Source organism: Paenibacillus lycopersici (genome assembly GCF_010119935.1).
GTDB lineage: Bacteria > Bacillota > Bacilli > Paenibacillales > Paenibacillaceae > Paenibacillus_Z > Paenibacillus_Z lycopersici.
In genome coordinates, this window is record NZ_CP048209.1 from 5,247,585 (window position 1) to 5,268,125 (window position 20,541).

Annotated in this window: 13 protein-coding genes; 1 reads left to right on the forward strand and 12 read right to left on the reverse strand. The window is 59.1% G+C overall.

The annotated features are described in order from the left end of the window. The first annotated feature begins 11 nt into the window (after nucleotides 1-11). Nucleotides 12-1,784, forward strand: coding sequence for a sensor histidine kinase (locus GXP70_RS23070; protein WP_162359001.1), 1,773 nt, complete (start codon nucleotides 12-14; stop codon nucleotides 1,782-1,784). Between the two features lie 863 nt (nucleotides 1,785-2,647). On the opposite strand, the gene GXP70_RS23075 is transcribed toward GXP70_RS23070, so the two are convergent. From GXP70_RS23075 to araD, 12 genes are all read right to left on the reverse strand, one after another. Next, nucleotides 2,648-6,892: an S-layer homology domain-containing protein gene (locus GXP70_RS23075; protein WP_162359002.1), complete on the reverse strand. Its 4,245-nt coding sequence runs from the start codon at nucleotides 6,890-6,892 to the stop codon at nucleotides 2,648-2,650. A 290-nt stretch (nucleotides 6,893-7,182) separates the two neighbouring features. Then, nucleotides 7,183-7,686 carry a hypothetical protein gene (locus tag GXP70_RS23080; protein ID WP_162359003.1) on the reverse strand — a complete coding sequence of 168 codons (504 nt, stop codon included), beginning with the start codon at nucleotides 7,684-7,686 and terminating at the stop codon, nucleotides 7,183-7,185. A 180-nt stretch (nucleotides 7,687-7,866) separates the two neighbouring features. Further along, on the reverse strand, nucleotides 7,867-8,871 hold the full coding sequence (locus tag GXP70_RS23085) for a glycoside hydrolase family 43 protein (RefSeq protein WP_162359004.1): 1,005 nt from the start codon (nucleotides 8,869-8,871) through the stop codon (nucleotides 7,867-7,869). 29 nt (nucleotides 8,872-8,900) lie between these two features. Next, nucleotides 8,901-9,779, reverse strand: coding sequence for a carbohydrate ABC transporter permease (locus tag GXP70_RS23090; RefSeq protein ID WP_162360635.1), 879 nt, complete (start codon nucleotides 9,777-9,779; stop codon nucleotides 8,901-8,903). Nucleotides 9,780-9,804: 25 nt separating this feature from the next. Then, nucleotides 9,805-10,686: a carbohydrate ABC transporter permease gene (locus GXP70_RS23095; protein WP_162359005.1), complete on the reverse strand. Its 882-nt coding sequence runs from the start codon at nucleotides 10,684-10,686 to the stop codon at nucleotides 9,805-9,807. Nucleotides 10,687-10,773: 87 nt separating this feature from the next. Continuing rightward, nucleotides 10,774-12,126: an extracellular solute-binding protein gene (locus tag GXP70_RS23100; protein WP_162359006.1), complete on the reverse strand. Its 1,353-nt coding sequence runs from the start codon at nucleotides 12,124-12,126 to the stop codon at nucleotides 10,774-10,776. 130 nt (nucleotides 12,127-12,256) lie between these two features. Then, entirely contained in the window at nucleotides 12,257-13,054 is a 798-nt protein-coding gene (locus GXP70_RS23105) for a response regulator transcription factor (protein WP_162359007.1), read from the reverse strand. Continuing rightward, nucleotides 13,051-14,814 (reverse strand): sensor histidine kinase, encoded by a 1,764-nt coding sequence (locus tag GXP70_RS23110; RefSeq protein WP_162359008.1) that lies wholly within the window; start codon nucleotides 14,812-14,814, stop codon nucleotides 13,051-13,053. The genes GXP70_RS23105 and GXP70_RS23110 overlap by 4 nt, the downstream gene beginning before the upstream one ends. Before the next feature lie 297 nt (nucleotides 14,815-15,111). Beyond that, complete coding sequence (locus GXP70_RS23115; RefSeq protein ID WP_162359009.1) at nucleotides 15,112-16,368, reverse strand: ATP-binding protein; 1,257 nt, start codon at nucleotides 16,366-16,368, stop codon at nucleotides 15,112-15,114. A 250-nt stretch (nucleotides 16,369-16,618) separates the two neighbouring features. Next, a complete protein-coding gene (gene araA / locus GXP70_RS23120) occupies nucleotides 16,619-18,100 on the reverse strand; it encodes an L-arabinose isomerase (RefSeq protein WP_162359010.1) in 1,482 nt (493 codons plus the stop codon). Between the two features lie 31 nt (nucleotides 18,101-18,131). Next, nucleotides 18,132-19,733: a xylulokinase gene (locus GXP70_RS23125; RefSeq protein ID WP_162359011.1), complete on the reverse strand. Its 1,602-nt coding sequence runs from the start codon at nucleotides 19,731-19,733 to the stop codon at nucleotides 18,132-18,134. A 72-nt stretch (nucleotides 19,734-19,805) separates the two neighbouring features. Next, on the reverse strand, nucleotides 19,806-20,498 hold the full coding sequence (gene araD, locus GXP70_RS23130; RefSeq protein WP_162360636.1) for an L-ribulose-5-phosphate 4-epimerase: 693 nt from the start codon (nucleotides 20,496-20,498) through the stop codon (nucleotides 19,806-19,808). Between the last annotated feature and the right edge of the window lie 43 nt (nucleotides 20,499-20,541).

Here is a 20,541-nt window from a genome sequence, read left to right on the forward strand (position 1 = left end):
GGAATTGCCGCATGATGCTTCGTTCCTGGTTCATCCATCTGACCGCGCCGTTTCTCAATCTCAGCATGAGGGGCAAGATGTTCAGCCTGTTCGTTCTCGTCTCGATTTTGCCGCTGCTGTTCTTCGTGTTCTACTCGTACCAGTCGGTCAAGGAGCAGCTGATCAACCAGACCTATTCCGGCATGACGCTCGCCACGTCCCAAATTACGAGCAACCTGCAGAACAAGCTGAACAACTATTCGAAAATCTCGGCGTCGCTCTATCTGGACGCGACGCTGCAGGAATATTTGAGCAAATCGTATAACGGCAGCGCCGACTACCTCGACGCCTACCGCTATATCGACAACGTGATGAACAACGTCCTGATCACCAATCCGGAAGTGAACGACATCGCGATCTACTCGACCAATCCGAATATGCCGGTCGACAACATATTCATCAAGAAGCTGGACGATTCCATTCGCAGCCAGCCGTGGTTCACCCAGGTCCAACACACCTACGGCAACGTCATCTTCATGATCAACCAAGGGGGCGCGGATAATCTGCTGCCGGCCGAGACGCAGCCGATGTTCACGCTCGTCCGGTATTTGAACTACAACAGCCTGAACTTTCCGTACGGCGTCCTGACGATCGACGTCAAGGAATCCGACCTGTACGCGCTGATGGGCAAAGAGAACAACAACAAGGACATCTACATCGTGAACGAGAACGGCATCATCGTCTCCTGCAAGGACAAGCGCCTGCTGAACACGGACCTGGGCAAGCTCCTTCCCGGGCATTTCAAGTCGGGAACGACCGGACGGTTCGAGAGCACCTACCAAGGCGAGAAGGTGCTCGTCGTCTACGACACCGGCGCGAACGGCTGGAAGACCGTGTCCATCGTGCCCTACAGCGGCTTCATGGCGCCGGCGATCGCCTCGTCGAATCGGATTCTGCTCATGGCGTCCGTCTGCATTCTGTTCAGCGTCGTCTTGATCTATCTGGTCGCCCGCATGTCGACCAAACGGATCGAATCGCTGCTTAAGAACATCCGCCGCATGGAACGGGAGGATTTCGAGCTCGAGAACATCCCGATGGGGCATGACGAGATCGGCCAAATGTCGTTCGCGCTGCATAAGATGGCCGGCCGGATCAAAAATCTGATCAACGAGGTGTACAAGAAGGAGATTTCGAAGCAGGAATCGGAGATGAACATCCTCCAGGCGCAGATCAACCCCCACTTCCTGTACAACGCGCTCGCCTCCATCTCGGCTCTGGCGATGCAGCATAAGGATCCGAAGATCCAGGACATGGTTTCGCATCTGGCGAAGTTTTACCGGATTTCGCTGAACAAGGGGAAGAACCTGATCTCGCTGAACGAAGAGCTCAAGCTGACGAAATATTACCTGTCGATTCAGCAAATCCGGTACGAGGGACTGCTGCACGTGCATTTTCAGATCGACGAGGCCGTGCTCGTCCATTACACCGTCAAGCTGGCGCTCCAGCCGTTCGTGGAGAACTGCATCAATCACGCGATCTGGGACGACGACCGCGGCATCACCATCATCATCCGCGCCTACCGGTCGGACGACGATATCCTCGTGGAGATCGTCGACGACGGCATGGGCATGACGCGGCAGACGCTCGAGAAGCTGCGCGCCAAGGACGAGATCGGCTTCGGCATCTCGAACGTCGACCAGCGGATCAAGCTGGCGTTCGGCGACGCGTACGGCGTGTCGATCGCCAGCCGGCTGGGGATCGGGACGAGCGTGCAGATCCGGCTGCCGGTTCAGGGCGTGCTGTAAATACATTGAAAAAAACATGGACCGGTGCCTACTGCGCAGACGAATGTTCTTTCGATCGCTGTTGTTACCGGATATCTTGATCAATTTTAATAAGGTGGATATTCGGTAACAAAGGCGAACGCTAAAGGTGATTGGTTTGCTTTCACCGACGGATGTCGGGGAATGCAGCATTCATCAGCTTCGGAAGCATTGGCGCTTCTTCAGAATCATTCGTCTTGCTCCGTTTGGCTGCTCCATGGATATTTTCAAACATCACAATCACGCCCTAACCTTTAATATAAAAACCCCAAAACGCCCATTCAGATGAACTGCTGAATGGGCGTTTTGCAGGCGGCCCTAGAAAGTTCGACCCCTATATGGTGAATTAGATCGCCCTCCTCCAGCGCTCGCGGACAGAGGATCCTTTACACGCTCTTGAGGGTAGCGGTCGGACACAGGATCCGTTAATGTCCCAAAATGGCAGCGAAAACAGGCTAATCGGCCGATATAGCGGATCTCCTGTCCGACAACAAACGAAAATACGAGATCAAGCAGTGCATAACGAATCTCCTGTCCGCTTCCTTGCTTCGACGGACGCACCGCGACCCAGCCGTCATGAAGACGGCTGGGTCGCAACGGCTTGGACAGTCCCGTCCACGCCGGTGAAGTGTCTGGCTTGTGCAGCCGGTAGTTGCGGTTGGGTTCATCTATACGCTGCCCAAAACGACCATTCAGACGATCTGCTGAATGGTCGTTTTGGGGTTATACACATGCTGCTCCGGCACTGGCATTGCACCCGCAACATCGCTGTGCACCTACGGGCGCGGACGGACAGATTGAGCCATAAGAACGGTTATCATTCCCGTTATTCGCGGCATTAGCCTCTAGATGTGCAGCGCTTCGAGCAGCAGGGCCACGGCCTTGGCCGCTTCGCCGCGTGAGACGGCCGCGGACGGGCGGAAGCTGCCGTCCGGGAAGCCGGACATAAGCTGCGCCTTCCCGATCTGCGCGACGGCTGCCGCGGCCCAGGCCGGGATGTCCGCCGCATCCTTATAGCCGGCCGCATCGGCGATGACGGAGCCGGTGAATGCTGTGGCATCAGAGCCGACGGCGGCAGCACCGGTGAGAGCACCGGCATCAGTATCGGCATCAGCACCGGCATCAGCACCGGCATTAGCACCGGCGGCCTTGGAGCCGGCTGTTCCGCCATCAGACGCGGCAGCCGTTCCGACGGCAGCTGGCGCGGCTGCGCCCGGCAGCAGCTTCGCCAGGATGACGGCAAGCTCCGCCCGCGTCAGCGGCCGGCTCGGGCCGAAGCTGAGCCCGGCGCCGGAAGGAGCGCCCTGCATCAGGCCCGCCTCGCGCGCCGCCTGCACACCGCTTGCCGCCCACGCCGGTATGTCGGCGGCATCCGCGTACGGCGTCGGCGCCGCGCCGGCATTGCCCGCGGCCGCCGGCTTCAACCCGAGCGCGCTCGCGAACATGGCCGCGAACTGCGCGCGCGTGACCGAGGCGTCCGGACGGAAGCTGCCGTCCTCATAGCCGCGCATGCTCCCGAGGCCGATCAATCGTTCGGCATACGGCGCCGACCAGTGGTTCGCCAGGTCGGCGAACGCCTTCGGCCGGTAGGCGAAGACGGCGTACGGCGTAAAATGGTTGACCGTCACCGTAATCGTGCCGTCGCCGTTCGCGGTTCCGCCGACGAAGATCCAGCGCTGCTGCTTCTCGTTGTAATAATAGACGGCCGGCCCGGAACCAGCGCCCGTTAAGGCGTTCGGATCATAGGCGAACCGAAGCTGCACGCCGCCGGCGAACGCCGAATCTCCGCTGTAAGCGATATCGACGATCCCGCTCGCTGCGCGGTAGCCGTCCGCGGACGGCTGTTCGCTCTCGGGGAGCAGCCGGGCGGTTAGCGTGCCGCTGCCGGCGAACGCGCCTGCCGGCACTTGAATGGTAACCGTTCCCGGCAGCGCGAGCGACCCGCCCTTGGCGCCGTCAATGGCTTGCTCCGCATGATTCTCCGCATCGGCATCCGGCTCCGTCAGTGCCGGAGGAACGACAACCGGCCCCGAGTCCGAATTCGATGGATTCGATGGATTCGATGGATTCGATGGGTTCGATGGATTCGACGGGTTCGACGAAGCTGCCGGCGTCAGCTTGAACAGCTTCGATTCCGCAGGCTGCAGCGTCAACGCAAGCGTGCCCCCGCTGACGACAGACGTCTCCCCGCTCCACAGGTCAAGCAGCGTATAGGACGCATTCGCGGCAAGCCCGGCGCGCGCCAGATCGATCGACTTGTCCGCAGCCTGGTTCGCGTTGTAGTTGAAGACGGCCAGGTAGCTGTCGCCGCCGTCCTGCAGCACGAACGTATCCGCGGCGTTCGCGCCGGTATTGCCTTCCGCCGCGCGGAACGCCTTGCCCTTGACGGCCAGCTGGTTAATGCGCGGATTCGTATACAGTTCCGCCATATATTGCCGCGCCGTCTCGTCCCCGACGTTGTCGGAGTCGAGGAATACCGTGCCGGAGATGACGGCCGAATTGACCCGGCTGCGCGCTTCCGTCAAGGAACGGGCCCGCGTCAGCGCCATATGGTCCGGATCCGTGTAGCGGTAGATCGTGCCGTTCTGCCACCAGCCGTACGTGAGCGAGTTGAGCTCGTACTCGGATTCGTTGATCGCGCCGTACGTATCGCAGGCGATCCGTCTGCTGTTGGCGTACTGGGACGGGAAGATCGGCGCGATCGATTCGCTGATGAACATCGAGCCGTCCAGCACCTCGTTCATATCGCGCATGCCTTCATTATAGGCTTCGATGCCGGTCGTGACCGCCGGGTCGTAATGCGCCCCCTCCAAGGAGCCGTGCGTCAGAAAATCCAGCTTGATGTACGTGAAGCCGAGATCCTTGAACCGGTTCAAATAATACGACATGCGCGCCTTCGTGCCCGGATGGGTCGGATCCAGCGCATAAGCGCCGTCCAGCGTCGGCAGCGGGTTCCCCGCGTCGTCCTTCAAGACGATGTCGCCGTATGTGTAGGCATTGTCCGTGCCCTCGACTACCTGGCTCATATTGCTGCCCCAGTAGACGAACGGCCCCCAGTAAATGCCGGCCTGCTGGCCGTTATTCTTGATCGTCGCCACCGCTTGGCTCAGCTGTTCCTGCGTCAGGTTGTCCCAGTACGAATCCAGGTTGACATAGACCGCGCCGCCGTTGTTCAGCGCGGCCAGATTCGTCTTGAAATAATTGGACGTGTCGATGACGTTCTGATAGCTCAGATCGCTGCCGAACGCGCCCCAGCTGTTCCAGCCGACCGGCACGCCTTGCGGCAATTCCGGCCCGAGCGGCAGCGGAGGAGCGATCCGCGCGTTGGCGTCGCCGTATTGTTCCAGGCCGTCGCGGTAATCCGCGAAGCCGCCGGCCATCACCATCGGCGAAGACACCGTCGTGCCGCTGACGCTGCCATGCGCCAGCGAATCGTGCGTAACCGCTGAAGACGCGCCGCCGTATACGGCGAAACGATTGATTGCGCCCCCGGAGCCGGTCCAATCGATGCCCGTCTTCCACGTATCGTGGGTGACGGAGCCGATGACGAGGCCGTTGCGGGAGGCATTGTCATAGATCGCCGTCACCTCGTAGCTGGCATCGGCGCGGTTGACCGACTGCGCCTTGTAGCGTACCCAGGCGTCGTTGTCGAACGGCACCGACAGGGCGCGGTTATCCCCGTCATGGCCGGTGTCGACGCCGCCCGCGCGGTTGACGACGATCGGCGCCATGTAGTTCGTGCTAATCGCCTGCTCGCCGACCGCATCGAGCCGGGTCAGGAAGTAGGCCTTCCCGTCGTAGAACTGATACACCTGCTTGAGCGTCGGCTTGTCGGCCTGCGTATGCACGAAGCTCAGCTCGATTCCGGTGCCGAACGCATTCTGGATCGGCGCGATCTGCGCCATATCGAACGCATGCCGCCCGTAGCCCTTCGTCTCCAGCGTGACGCCGCCCACCTTCACGGAGGCGAAGACGCCATGCAGCGTCTGGCCGTTCGTCCACGCGTAGTCGAGGTAGCCCGTAGCCGTATGGAACGTTACATTGTACGTCCCATTGCCGATGACAAGCCCGTTCGCGTGCGGCGTCACCTCGATGGCGCCGAAGGTCTGCTTCGCGATCGGATCGCCGATGTCGCCCTCGTCATCGGTTCCGGGGCCGCCCGGACCTGCCGCGGAACGAAGCTCGATCTTGTCGATGTCCGGCGCATAGCTGCTGCCGTCGGAGAACAGTATCGTGTTGGCGCCGGCGGTCAGCGAGACCGGTATTTCCACCGTGCCGGCGGTATTCCAATCGGCCGTCTTCAAGGCATCGTAATACTGCGCTTCGCCGCCGTTCACGCTCACGTAGAACGCCCGCGGATCGCCGGAAATGAACGAGACCGTCATCAGATAATCGCCGCCTTCGTCCGCGTTCACCCCGTTGAACTGCAGCGAGCTGCCGTTGTACAGATCGCCGACCTTCTTCCCGCCGGAGCAGCCGCCGCAATCGCTGACGGACGCGCTGCCGGTCAGCGCGTTATCCGGGGACTCCGCTTCGTAGAGCGTGCCGGCCGGCGTATCGCCGCCTCCGCCGGAGCCCGGATCGCCGGGATTGCCGCCTGTGCCAAGATTAATCGCGATCCGGTCGATATCCGGCGCATACCAATTGTTATCGTCGAACAGAATCGTATTGTCCCCGGCCTGCAGCTCGATCGTCAAATCGAAGCTGCCCGGCGTGTCCCAATCCGCCGTCTTCGGAAACGCTACGTACTGCCGCTCGCCGCCGTTCACGCTGACGTTCGCCGAACGGGGATCCCCCGACAAGTAACCGACCGTCATCGTGTAGGTTCCGGCTTCGCTCACGGTAATGCCGTTGAATGCCAGAGAGCTTCCCTGATACAACCCGCCGACCTTCTTGCCGCCCGAACACGCGGCGCAATCGCTCGCCGAGGCGTTGCCCGTCATCGCGTTGTTCGCCGCTTCAGCCTCGTAGACTTGCGGTTCGGACTGCCCCTCCGCGTACGCCTTGGCTGCGGAATGCCAGCTCGCCGGCAATGCCAGCGCGGCAAGCAGCAGCAGGAGCAGCGCTATTTTCAACTGCCGTATAATCATGACTTACCTCCTTCGATATGGACTCCCCCTCATTATGAAGCGTTTTCATAACCTGTGATATGATGCGTTCTTCCGATTGATACCCCAATCCGCCTGGGTTAGGATGCCGGATAGTTACGATCACGCGATTGCCCGCACATACAGCAGCGCCAGCCAGGGACATGTCCCGGCTGGCGCTTGTTGCATGCATGTAGGTAATGATTCATTTCATCTGCACTCCAGTCGCATTTCATCTGCATTCTGTATTCCAGCCGTACGCCATTAGCCTCCATCTGGCACCATGCGTCTTATTACGTCTCTCCGCCGGCCCCGCCATTATCCGCATCCGCGCTTATTCCCGCCGAGTCATGCCCATCCGGCCCGTCAACGAAATCGATGACGCCGATGGCGATGACGCCGACGGCCGCTGCTTTGACAATGCCTTTGGCGCCCTGCTTCACCCGCTCCATGTCGTCGGCCTGCAAGCCGGCGACGATGTCTTTGCCGTTGTCGTACACGTATTGGGCCGACGAGACGACGCCCGCAGCCGTGTGCCTCACGGCGCCGCCAATATCGTGAACGCCTTGATCGACCGCGCCTTCGTTCTGCGTAATGACGCCTTTCGCGACGTCGAACGTGCCGCTGGCGAGCTGCCCCACGGTCTTCCCGGTCTCAATCGTTACCTTCTCCACGCTGTTGCCGATATCTTTGATGAACTCGCTGCCCGCGACTTCGCCGACCACTCTCACGGTTCCGCCAAGCACCTTCCCGGTCACTTCGCCCGCGAACTGGCCTAACCCTTTCAAGAAGCTCATAGGATCCCCCTTCTCCGCTGGAAATGTACGCTGTCATCATTATTGCCATTATACCGAAGATCGTTATTCATCATTATACGATGTTCGTTCTACATAGAGCATACGTACGGCAACGCGTTTCGTCACAACAAAATAAAAACTCCCGCCAGAGCCCTCACTCGTCTCTGCCGGGAGTTATTTTCACTTCGCTTCGTATTCGATCGTCCGAATCGTGCCGTCCGCATTATAGCGCAGCTCCGTGAACTTCACGCTGCGCTTGTGGTCGACGCCGCCGGACAAGGACGCGTCGTGGTAGAACAGATACCATTTGCCCTGGAATTCCACGATGGAGTGATGCGTCGTCCAGCCGAGCACCGGCGTCAGGATCGTTCCTTTGAACGTGAACGGCCCTTGCGGATGCTCGCTCACGGCATAGACGAGCTTATGCGTCGTGCCCGTCGAGTAGGACAAGTAATACAAGCCGTTGTACTTGTGCATCCACGGGCCTTCGAAATATCGGCGGTCTTCGTCGCCCGCGGCGATCGGATTGCCGTCCTCGTCGAGGATCGCGATTTCAACCGGCTCCGCCTTGAATGTCAGCATGTCGTCGCTCAATTCCGCCACGCGAGGGCCGATGGCCGGCGCCGCCGCATCCGGGCCTTCGGTCACGTCCGGCTTGAATTCGCCGGTCTGCCATTTCTCCAGCTGGCCGCCCCATAGGCCGCCGAAATACATATACGCGCGTTCATCTTGGTCGACGAAAACAGCCGGGTCGATGCTATAGCTGCCTGGAATATAATTGTCCTCCGCCTTGAACGGCCCTGCAGGGCTCGTGCCGGTCGCCGCGCCGATGCGGAATACGCCGTCCTTGTCCCTTGCCGGGAAGTACAGATAGTACGTATCGTTCTTGAACGCGGCGTCAGGCGCCCACATCTGCTGCGATGCCCACGGCACGTCGCGGATATGAAGCGCTTCTCCGTGATCCGCGCACGCGGCATTCATGTCGTCCAGCGACAGGACATGGTAATCTTCCATCGCATACTGGTCGCCGTTATCGTTCGTCGGCCCGTCATGGTCGATGTCATGCGAAGGGTAGATGTACAGCTTGCCTTCGAACACGTGCGCGGACGGATCGGCCGTGTAGATATGCGTCACGATCGGTTCGTTCGGCACTGCGGGCTTTGCGGACTTTACAGGGTTTGTCATGCTCGCTTCTCCTCCGGAAATCAAGTTGTCTAGCCTTTGACCGAGCCTGCGGCGATGCCTTCCACGATCCGGTTGCTGAGCACGAAGAAGATGATCAGGATCGGCAAGATGCTGATCATCAGCGTCGCCCCGATCGCGCCCCAGTTCGTCGTGTACTGTCCCACGAAATTCTGGATGCCGACCGTCAGCGTCTTCTTGCTTTCCGAGCTCAGGAACGTATTGACGAAAATAAATTCATTCCAGTTATAAATCATATTGATGATCGCCGCGGTTACGCTTACGGAGACGGTCATCGGCAGGATAATGCGGAAGAACATCCGGTTGACGCTGCATCCGTCCATGATCGCGGCTTCTTCCACTTCGCGCGGAAGCGCATAGTAGAAGCCGATCAGAATCATGATCGTCAGCGGCATATTGAAGGCGACGTACGACAGGACGATGCTCCATTGGGAGTCCGTCAGGCGCACCTGCTTGAACATGCTGAAGAGCGGAATGAGCGTCGAGTGCACGGGAATCATCATCGCGATCATGAACAGGCCGAGCGCCGCTTTGTGCAGCTTCCATTTCATCCGCGTCATGGCGAACGTAACGAAGTTGGCGAGCAGAATCGTCAAGCCGACGGAAACCGCCGTAATCCATAGGCTGTTCAGGAAATAACGGCCGATGCTGCCTTGCGACCATACCGTGGCGTAGTTGCTCCAGTGCAATTGCTTCGGCAGCGCGAATGGCGACAGGTTGAATATCTCTTGGTTGTTCTTGAGCGAGAACAGAAGCAGCCATACTAGCGGCAGCAGCTGCAGCACCGCCGTCAGCCCGAGGATGGCGTACAGGACGCCATGCCCGATGCGGCTGGCCGATGAACGGGACGAGACCGATTCGGAACGAGGATGCTTCAATGTTGTAGTTATGCCGGACAAAGGGATCTCCTCCTGTTCAAGAATATTGAATCGTGTCCTTCGTCGCGGTCAGGCGCCGAATGATCCAGGTTGCAACGAGGCAGATGATAAGCAGGAAGAAACCGATCGCGCTTCCGTAGCCGAAATCGAACTCCTTGAATGCTTTGTGATACATATAGGAAGCCATCACTTCGCTCGATTGGTTCGGCCCGCCGTCCGTCATGACGTAGATCAGGTCGAAATATTTCAGCGATCCGACGACGGCCAGCACGATCGTGACCTTGATCACCTCCGCGATCAGCGGGAGCTTGATGCGCAGCGCGACCTGCAGGGAGGTGGCGCCATCGATTCGGGCCGCTTCGTCGAGCGAAGCCGGGATATTTTTCAACGCCGCGTAGTAAATGAGAATGTAGAAGCCTGCGAACTGCCAGAGAATCGGAATGAAGATGGCATAGAGCACGATATGCGGATCAGCCAGCCAGTTCGGCGTGTTCTCCACGCCCAGCTTCTCCAGGAGACTGTTCAGGATGCCGTTCGTCGGGTGATAGACTTTCATCCACAGCTGAGCGATCGCGACCGAAGACAGCAGCATCGGAAGCAAGTAAATTTTACGCAGCAGATTGGCGCCTTTGATCTTGCCGGCGAGCACGAGCGCGACCGCCAAATATAGAATCAGGCTGAGCGTGGACAACAGCGCCAGCATGAGCGAATGGTAGGTGCTTTGCCAGAAAACGCTGTCATGAAGCAGCGTGCTGAAATTGCCGAAGCCGATAAAGTCCGGCTTGCTGATGCCGTCCCACTTCGTCAAGCCGTAATATCCTGTAAGGACGATCGGAACATAAATGATCGCCAGGATCAAGAACAGCGACGGCAGGACGTACAGGGCGATGATGCGTTTGTTCGACATGACCGTATTCATGTTCGTCAAGGCCTCCTTGCCGGGTCATTGCGGATCGAAGGGCGCAGCCGCCAATCAGCGGTACGCCCTCGTCTCCAAGACAGCGGTTTATTTGTCTGCTTTAAGCGCTTCGTCCTGCTTCTTGATGAATTCCTCCGGCGTGACGGCGCTGCCGAACAACGCCTGAACCATGTTGATATGCGTCGAGGACGCGCCCGGCTTCATTTGCGTATCGAGGTACAGCGTCACTTTGTTCGCTTTGTTCAGCTCGTTGAGCAGATCGGTGAACATCGCCGGCAGTTTGAGCGTCGACGTATCCACCTTCGTGGCCGGGATGACGCCCGCGTCCGTTACGCTGTGCTCGCCCCACTTCTGAACGAAGAAGCTGACGAATTTCTTCGCTTCCTCGACATGCTTGGAGTTCTGGGATACGAACAGGCCTACGCCCGGTCCGCCTACCCAGTCGTCCACGCTGCCTTGGCCGCCCGCGACGGTCGGGAACTTGAAGTAACCGATCTTGTCCTTGAATGCCTGCGGCACGTCCGCCGCCGTCGTGTAGTTCGGCACTTCCCAGGTACCCATCGCGAACATCGCCGCTTGCTCGTTCATGAACAACGCCTTGGCTTCGTCGTTGGACAGCCCGTTGGCGCCTTTGACGAAGGCGTTCATCTTCACCAGCTCCTGCGCTTGCTTAGCCGCTTCCAGCAAGGCCGGATCGCTGAAGTCCTTGCCTGCGACCGCTTTGTCGAGCATGTCCTTGCCGCCGAGGCGCTCGGCGAGATACATGTACCAGAACGATGCCGGCCAGCCGTCCTTGCCGCCAAGCGTGATCGGCGTCACCTTGTTGTCGTTCAGCGTCTTGACGATATTCTTCAGATCGTCCAGCGTCTGCGGCGGGGTCAAGTTGTATTTGGCGAAAATATCTTTGTTGTAGTAGACCGGAACGATATTCAGCTCGACCGGCAGCGCGTACGTTTTGCCTCCGAAGGCGTACGCTTCCGTCGTGCCGGCGACGAACTTGTCCTTCAAGTCGCCTTGCAGCAGATCGTCCATCGGCGCGAACATGTTGCCGTTCACGTAAGGATCCATGAAGCCGGCCGCCCAAGTAAAGCCGACGTCAGGCAGCGCGTTGGAAGCCGACAGCACTTTCAGCTTGCTCTTGTACTGCTCGTTCTCGAGCACTTCGGTCGCGATCGTCACGTTCGGGTTCGCGTCTTCGTATTCTTGAATGATTTCCTTCACCATTTTGTTTTGCGCGGAGTTGCTGCCGTCCGGCCATAGATGCATCATTTTGAGCGTGATTTTCTCGCCGCCGGCGCTGCCGGATGCAGCGTTTTCCGCCTCGGCGGCTTGATTGCCCGAGTTGTTGCTGCCGTTGTTGTCCGCGGTGCTTCCGCAAGCGGTTGCAACGAGCAGCAGCGCAGCAAGAAGGGTGCTTGTTGCCAGTACATTGCGTTTCATATGTCTTGTCCCCCTTGTTTCGTATGCGAAGGATGTATGCGCTTTCCTTCTGTGATAAGTCTATCATCGCCGCACCAAGGGGATAAGGGCACGGCGGTTGCTTAAAGTTCCACTATTTTTAGATCTGCTTTTAGATTCCGGCGTCCGCCTGCTGCATTTCGGTTCTATATTGCCCAGGGCTCATGCTTTCGTATTCTTTGAACAGCTTGTTGAAATATTTGGCGGTCTGGTAGCCGACGCGCTCGGCGATCGCCGCGATGGGCAGGTTCGTCTTGACGAGCAGCTCCTTCGCCTTCTGCATCTTCCTGCGGGCGACGTACTCGCTGAAGGTCATGCCGATCTGCTCCTTGAACAGCGTGCTGAGATAGCTCCCGTTCAAATGGACGTGATCGGCCGCTTCCTTCAGGCTGACCGCTTCTCCCATATGCGCGTCCACATACTGAATCGCGCCGCGCACCGGGTCGCTCAAGCTTGCTTCGCCGCCGGCGACGGCCACCAATTCCGGGTCCGCCATCTTCTGCATGAGCAGAATCCGCTCGCGTTCCTCGCCCGCCTTGAGCGCTTTCTCCACCGCGGCGATCAGCTTCTCCCGGCTGATCGGCTTCAGCAAATAATCGACGACGGACAGTTGAATCGCCTGCTGGGCGTATTCGAATTCGGCATGGCCGGAGATCAGGATGACGGCCGGCTGGCGCGCCGCCGCCTTCTCTCTCAGCTGGGCGACAAGGCTCAGCCCGTTGATCTGGGGCATGCGAATGTCCGTGATCATCAGATCGACGGCGGTTCCCTCCGCAATCCGCAGGGCGGCGAAGCCATTGTCGGCGGTCAACAGCTCGCACTGCCCCGCCGCCCATGACGCCAGCATCTTCTTCATTCCTTCTCTCGATCTCGGCTCGTCGTCGACGATCAGAATCGTCCGGTTTCTCATATCGTTCTCTCCCTGTTGAGCGGTATCGCAATGCTGATTCGGGTGCCGGCGCCTTTGCGGCTTTCGATGGCGATGCCCGCATGCGACTCGTCTTCGTCCGCGTAATACAGCCGCAGCCTGCGCTGCACGTTCGCGATGCCGACGCCGGAATTTTTGGAGGACGGCACCTGACCGCGCGCCAACCCCTCGCGAAGCTGCCGGAGCTTCTCTTCGTCGATGCCTGCTCCGTCGTCCTCGACCGTAATGACGATCCGGTCGCCAGCGGGCTGCGTCACGGATACATTCACGCGGCCCGGCTCGATCTTGCTCTCGATGCCGTGCAGAATGGCGTTCTCCACGAGCGGCTGCAGCAGCAGCTTCGGCAATTGCACGTCGGCGAATTCGGCAGCGGCGTCGATGTGCCAAGCGAGCCGTTCCTCGAACCGCATCTTCATAATGAGCAGATAGCGCTGGACATGCTCGAGCTCGTCCTTCAGGCTGACCCATTCGTCCTTGTTCGGCCCGGTAATCGTATAGCGGAACAGATCCGACATGGCGACCACGTAAGCCGCCAGCTGATCCTCGTCCCGCTCCAGCAGCGACCAATACAGCGTGTCGAGCGTATTGAACAGGAAATGCGGATGGATCTGCGCCTGGAGCGCCTTCAGCTCCGTCCGGCTCCGGGACAGCTCCTTCTCGTACACGAGCTTGATCAGTCCGTTAATATTATCGACCATTTGATTATAGGAATAATTCAATTCCTTGATTTCGAACGTGGAGGAAACCGTATCCGTCGGCTTCAGGACGCCGAGCCTCGTGCCGCGCATCGTCTTGATCAGCCGGAAGATCGGCCGGGTGATGATCGTCGACAGGAAGAACGACAGCAGCATGAACAGGAGCGTGCCGATACAAGCCGAGACGACGATGGTCGTCCGCAGGATCGAGATGCCCTTCGTAATCGTGTCGACAGGCGTCAGAATGAGAAGCGTCCAGCCGGTGACGGCGGATTGCTGCTTGACCAGGATGAACGACCGGCTGCCGATATCGACGGTCTGATCGTCCGACAGCATGATCCGGTCCGCCTCCGCTTGCGAAATCGAAGCATCGTTCGACGTGATCATCTGGCCGTCATTTGCGATCAGCAGCATCGTCTCGGCTTCTCCCTCCTCGGTAAGCGGCCCTTTCAAGGCGAATTTGCTGCGCTCCGCGCGGATGAGCAAGTAGCCGCCCGTGGAGAAATACTGGTCCACGAGACTGATCCGGCGGATGGCGATCAGCGAGGAAGGATTATAGGGATCGATGCCGAACCATACGATGCTTCCCTTCTTCTCGTTCGCCTCGCGAATCCAGGCTTCGTTGACTTTATCGCCAAGATTGCCGTTGTCCAGCGGGAACATCCTCGCGCGGTCTTTATTGTACAGCTCCACCGCCCGGATCCCGTCCGTGTACAGCTGCACGATCGTGACGATCGGCACGAGCGCCTGCCGTTCCGCGAAGGTCGCGGGATGTCCGTGCGCTTCCCTCGACATGAGCTGCTGCACGTAGCCGTTCGTCGCGACCTGCGTCGTTAACGAATTGATCTGTTCGAGCACGCTCTCCAGGCGGCCGTTGGCTTGCACGGCCGTCTGCTGGATATGCTTCTCCGCGTTGTTCTTCAGCAGCGTCGAGACATAATTGAACGTGACGCCGCCGACGAGCGTCAGAATGACCAGCATGACGGCAAGGAACCCGAACAGCATCTGATTGCGCAATGTATTGTATCTCGATAGCTTCCGCCACACGATGCGTCACCTTTCTTTCCCTTGCTTCGCTGCGATCGGCGCTTCCCGCACGGGCGCGGGCGATTGCAATAATACATCTTACCATAACATTTCTAATCGGACAGCGGATTAATCCGTGACTTGCGCCGGCCCGCTTTCCTCGGCAAGCCGCAAGCCGCGGACCATGAAGCAGCCGCGAACAACGCGCGCAACGGCAAAAAAAGCCGGCGGCGGCGAGCCGCGGCGGCTTGTTCGGAATTTTCCGGCTGCGTCTTCAGTAAGAACGGTCGTATTGGAGGTCGGTCATTTGGAGATCGGTCATTTGGAAGGCGTACATGAATCGATCGGCAGCGTAAGGATATAGGTCGTTCCTTCCCCTTCCTTGCTCTGCACCTCGATCTGTCCGTTCATGCCGCGTATGATGCTGTAGATCACCATCGTGCCCAGGCCGGTCCCCTTGTCCTTCGTCGAATAATAGGGCGACCCCAGCCGGTTGACCTGTTCCGGGCTCATGCCTACCCCCGTATCGCTGATCGCGACCGTCACCTTGCGGGTCCGCTCGTCCCCCGTGGATTTCAGAACCAGCTTTCCTCCGTCCGGCATGGCTTCGATCGCATTTTTGCCGATATTGATGATCGCTTGCCTGAACTTGGCCTTGTTGCCGTAGATCGTCGCGTTCGAATGGAATTCGGTTTCGATTTCGACGTTCTGCAAATTCGCGTAGGAGCTCAATATCCGGGCTGCCTTGGCGAGCGCTTCCTCGAGCGGAATGCATTCGAGGTTCTCGTTCTGAGGCTTGGCCAGCGACAAGTAATCGGAAATGATCGCTTCGGCCCGATCGAGCTCCTCCAGCGTGATGGACGAGTATTGCTGACGCTTCAAGTCGCTCAGCGCCGGATCGGCCAGCAATTGGATGAAGCCTCTGACCGAGGTCAACGGGTTGCGCACTTCATGCGCGACGGACGCGGCGATTTCGCTGACCACTTTCATCTTCTCGGCTTTGACGATCTCCTCCTGCATCCGAATCTGGTTTCGAACCGTATCGATCATGATCGCGAGCATGACGGCCAACAGACACTGCACGCATACGACCGGCAGACTGGGAAGGTAATTGGCGCCGAAGTAGCTTCGATTGCCCTCCAGCAGGAAATACAAATTGATGACGGTCGAACGAACGAAGAAGCATAAACCGAATACGATCAGCATCCGTTTCTTGGAATCGGCCTTCCGGAACGGCCTGATGAAGCATAGAATGAGCGCGATCGACGGCAGGAACGCAATGGCGTAATGCAGCATATCAATGCCGCCGAGAATTTGCCGGTAGGCGAGCAGGCTTCCGAATAAGAGCAAGAACGTATATAGGCCGCCGTAAAGGGATCCGAGCACGAGCGGAATGCTTCGGAGATCCAGTGTCGTATTGAACATTTTGACCGGGAACGTCATCGTGATGATCAGCGGGATAAGAAACAACACAAAGAGATACAGCGGATTTTCGTTTTTTTTACGGGTTCGATAAAATATCAAGGGAAGCAAGATGATGATGGCATTGAGGATCAGATCGGAATGATCGTACATGGGGGCGTTTTCCTTTCATTGGCGCTATGCAATACTTTCTAGAAAAAGAAGTCTATTCCTTCATTAGAAAGCGTGTAAATTTTGACAGTTGCTAACAATGGTTTGTCGAATTTACATCTGCGCTGTCCGCCGGGAGGATCGGCGGCGATGGACAACGGGCAGCGGTCTGGAATCCGGGCACGCCCATAACAAAAAGCCTTAGTCCGGCGAGCGCCGAACTAAGGCCGTTCCCGATAAGATTCTCGCAAGCTTACTTGCTTGCCCAAGCCGATTGGCTTAACCGAAGCTGGTTCGGAAAGCCGATCCGGTCCGTGCGCTCGTCGATGACGACCGCCTCGATGCCGAAGATCTCGGCGAAGTCCATCATCTGCTCCGTCGTCACCTCGTACGAGAATCCGGTATGATGCGCGCCGCCCGCCAGAATCCAGGCCTCCACGCCGTCCTTCAAATTCGGCAGCACCTGCCAGAGCACGCGGGCAACGGGCAGATTAGGCATCTGCTCCGCCGCTTCGACCGCGTTCACCTTGTTGACGAGCAGACGGAACCGGTGGCCGAGATCGATGATGCTCGCGTTGATGGCCGGGCCGCTCCGTCCGTTGAACACCATGCGCGCCGGATCCGCTTTGCCGCCGATGCCGAGCGGGTGAACCTCGATGCGCGGCTTGCCGTGGGCGATGGTCGGGCATATTTCCAGCATATGCGCGCCCAGGACGAGCTCATTGCCCGGCGCCAGGTGGTACGTGTAATCCTCCATGAACGACGTGCCTTTGCCGTCCGCCATGATCTTCATCAGCCGCACGAGCGCCGCCGTCTTCCAGTCGCCTTCGCCGCCGAACCCGTAGCCGTCTTCCATCAGCCGCTGCACCGCCAGCCCCGGCAATTGCTCGAGGCCGTGCAAGTCCTCGAAGGTCGTCGTGAACGCCGTGAATCCGCCCTCCTCCAGGAAGCTCCGCATTCCCAGCTCAAGCCGCGCCTGGTACGCGATCGCCTGCCGCTGTTCTTCGGTGTCCGCCGCGAGCGCGTACGCCTGCTCGTATTCCGCGACCAGCGCTTCGACAGCCTCCGGCGGCACGGCATTGACGCGCTCGGCCAAATCGCCGACGCCGTACGTGTTCACGGACCAGCCGAAGCGAATTTCCGCTTCCACCTTGTCGCCTTCCGTCACGGCCACCTGTCTCATGTTATCGCCGAAACGGGCGACCTTGAGCGTCCTGCTTTCGCAGAACGCGACCGCGGTACGCTGCCAGCCGCCGATTTGCGAACGAACCGTCCCGTCCTGCCAGTGACCGAACACGACTTTGCGGGAGCGTCCCATGCGCGCGCCGATGAATCCGTGCTCGCGATCGCCGTGCGCGGCTTGGTTCGTGTTCATGAAATCCATGTCGATGGTGCTCCATGGGATTTCCCGATTGTATTGCGTCGCGAAATGCAAGTGCGGCTTCGTCAGCTGCGCCAGACCGGCGATCCACATTTTCGACGGCGAGAACGTGTGCATCCACGTGATGACGCCGGCGCAGGATTCGCTGCCGCTCGCCTCGATCAGCGTACGGCGGATGTCCTCCGGCGTCGTCAGGAGCGCCTTGAACACGACCGGGTACGAGATCGCGGGATCCTGATTCAAGCCATCCACCATTTCCCTGGAGTGCGCCTCGACCTCGAGCAGCGTCTCCTCGCCGTACAAGTGCTGGCTGCCGGTCAAAAACCAAAATTCATAAGGTTTCACGTTCAACATGGTAATGTCCCCTTTCGCTATTGGCTATTCGTTATTCGCTCAAATAATCGACTGCCGCTCTTTCGATCGCGAGTCCCTTCATATAACGCTTCATGAATGCCTCGAAGCCCGCGACATCCGCCGGATCAGGCTGTACCGTCACGCCGGTCTTCCCCGCGAAGACGCGGTCGTTCAGATACGCTTCGAACGATTCGTTCCCGGACCGGTTCGTCATGTAGGCAGCGAGCAGCGCGATGCCCCACGCGCCGCCTTCCCCCGCCGTGGCCATGACGGATACCGGAACGTCGAGCGCGGCGGCCATGATTTGCTGCCCGACGCCTTCGGTCTTGAACAACCCGCCGTGGCCCAGAATCTCGTCCAGCCTCACGCCTTCCTGCTTGAGCAGAATGTCCATGCCGATCTTGAGCGCGCCGAGTGCCGTGAAGAGATGCACGCGCATAAAGTTGGCCAGATTGAAATTGCTGCCCGACGAGCGCACGAACAACGGACGGCCTTCTTCGAAATGCGTCATATGCTCGCCCGACAGGTAGCCGTAAGCCAGCAATCCGCCGCAATCCGGATCGCCCTGGAGCGCCTGGTTGTACAATGTGCCGTATAGCGCCGCCGAATCCGTCTCCATCCCCATCGCCTTCGCGAATTGGCCGAACAGGCCGACCCACTCGTTCAGATCCGACGAGCAGTTGTTGGAGTGTGCCATCGCGACGAGGCTGCCTGTCGGCGTCGTCACCAGATCGATCTCTTCATATGCCTTGGACAGCTCTTTCTCCAGGACGACCATGGCGAACACGGAAGTACCGGCAGAGACGTTGCCTGTGCGCGGCGCGACGCTGTTCGTCGCCACCATGCCCGTTCCGGCATCGCCTTCCGGCGGACAGAGCGGAATGCCCGCCTGCAGCTCGCCCGCGGCGTCCAGCAGCTTCGCCCCTTCTTCCGTGAGCGCGCCCGCGTTGTCGCCGGCGACCAGCACTTGAGGAAGAATGTCCGTCAGCTGCCAAGGAAGATCCCGCGGGGCGATCAAGCCGTCGAATTGCTTGATCATTGCGCCGTGATAATCCCTGGTATGCATGTCGATCGGGAATACGCCGGACGCTTCGCCGACGCCGAGCGCTTTGCGCCCCGTCAGCTTCCAATGGATATAGCCCGCGAGCGTCGTCTGGTAACGGATTCGGGCGACATGCTCTTCCCCGTTCAGGATCGCTTGATACAGATGGGCGATGCTCCAGCGCTGCGGGATATGGAAGCCGAACAATTCGCTCAGCTCGGCCGAAGCCTGCTCGGTGATGTTGTTTCGCCACGTGCGGAACGGAGTCAGCAGCTCGCCGGATTCGTCGAACACCATATAGCCGTGCATCATGCCGCTGATCCCGATCGCTCCGATCGTTTGCACGGATATGCCGTAACGCCGCTTCACGTCGCTTGCCATGTCCCGGTAACTCTCTTGTAAGCCCTTCCAAATTTCATCCAGGCTATACGTCCACATTTGATTGACGTAGCTGTTCTCCCACTCATGGCTGCCGGATGCGATCGGCTCGTGGTCCTTGCCGACGAGCACCGCTTTGATGCGCGTCGAACCAAGCTCGATGCCAAGCGCGGTGCGGCCGCTTCGAATATCGTTAATCACGTCATGACTCATGCGTATCCCTCCATAATGAGTTCGCCATCGTATGCATGCCGCCGCCCGGCGAAGGCTCGGCGCAGGCAGCTGCTATTTGGTCTGGCCGTAGTAAGCGCCCGCGCCGTGTTTCCGCAGGAAATGCTTATCCAGCAGGGCCTGATCCATCGGTCCGGCGCCCGGATTCAACGCGAATGTATGCAGCGCCATCTTGGCGACTTCCTCCAGCACGACGGCATTATGTACCGCTTCATGCGGATCCTTGCCCCAGTTGAACGGCGCATGGCTGTTCACGAGCACGCCGGGAATGCGCGACGGATCCAGCCCCTTGAACCGCTCGACGATCACGTTGCCCGTCTCATGCTCGTAACCGTTCTCGATTTCCGCGCGCGTCATCGCCCGGGTAACCGGAATTTCCCCGTAGAAATAATCCGCGTGCGTCGTTCCGAGCGCCGGAATCGGCCTTCCCGCCTGCGCCCAGCTGGTCGCCCAAGGCGAATGCGTATGCACGATCCCGCCGATGCCGGCGAACGCCTTATAGAGCACGAGATGAGTAGGCGCGTCCGAGGACGGCTTCAGCTCCCCTTCCACCTTGTTCCCGTCCAAGTCGACGACGACGAGGTCGTCAAGCTTCAGCTTCTCGTACGGGACGCCGCTCGGCTTGATGACTACCAGCCCGCGCTCCCTGTCGATTCCGCTGACGTTGCCCCACGTGAACGTGACGAGACCGTATTTGGGCAAATCCAGATTGGCTTCCAAAACCTCCTGCTTCAACCGTTTCAGCAAACCGCTCATCCTTTCGCCTGCTTTTCGTTTCATCTCGATTATA

What these genes read in the sequence shown, in the direction of transcription:
- GXP70_RS23070 (WP_162359001.1), top strand. Translation starts at nt 12, where the DNA reads ATGATGCTTCGTTCCTGGTTCATCCATCTGACCGCGCCGTTTCTCAAT.
- GXP70_RS23075 (WP_162359002.1), bottom strand. Translation starts at nt 6,892, where the DNA reads ATGATTATACGGCAGTTGAAAATAGCGCTGCTCCTGCTGCTGCTTGCC.
- GXP70_RS23080 (WP_162359003.1), bottom strand. Translation starts at nt 7,686, where the DNA reads ATGAGCTTCTTGAAAGGGTTAGGCCAGTTCGCGGGCGAAGTGACCGGG.
- GXP70_RS23085 (WP_162359004.1), bottom strand. Translation starts at nt 8,871, where the DNA reads ATGACAAACCCTGTAAAGTCCGCAAAGCCCGCAGTGCCGAACGAACCG.
- GXP70_RS23095 (WP_162359005.1), bottom strand. Translation starts at nt 10,686, where the DNA reads ATGAATACGGTCATGTCGAACAAACGCATCATCGCCCTGTACGTCCTG.
- GXP70_RS23100 (WP_162359006.1), bottom strand. Translation starts at nt 12,126, where the DNA reads ATGAAACGCAATGTACTGGCAACAAGCACCCTTCTTGCTGCGCTGCTG.
- GXP70_RS23105 (WP_162359007.1), bottom strand. Translation starts at nt 13,054, where the DNA reads ATGAGAAACCGGACGATTCTGATCGTCGACGACGAGCCGAGATCGAGA.
- GXP70_RS23115 (WP_162359009.1), bottom strand. Translation starts at nt 16,368, where the DNA reads ATGTACGATCATTCCGATCTGATCCTCAATGCCATCATCATCTTGCTT.
- araA (WP_162359010.1), bottom strand. Translation starts at nt 18,100, where the DNA reads ATGTTGAACGTGAAACCTTATGAATTTTGGTTTTTGACCGGCAGCCAG.
- GXP70_RS23125 (WP_162359011.1), bottom strand. Translation starts at nt 19,733, where the DNA reads ATGAGTCATGACGTGATTAACGATATTCGAAGCGGCCGCACCGCGCTT.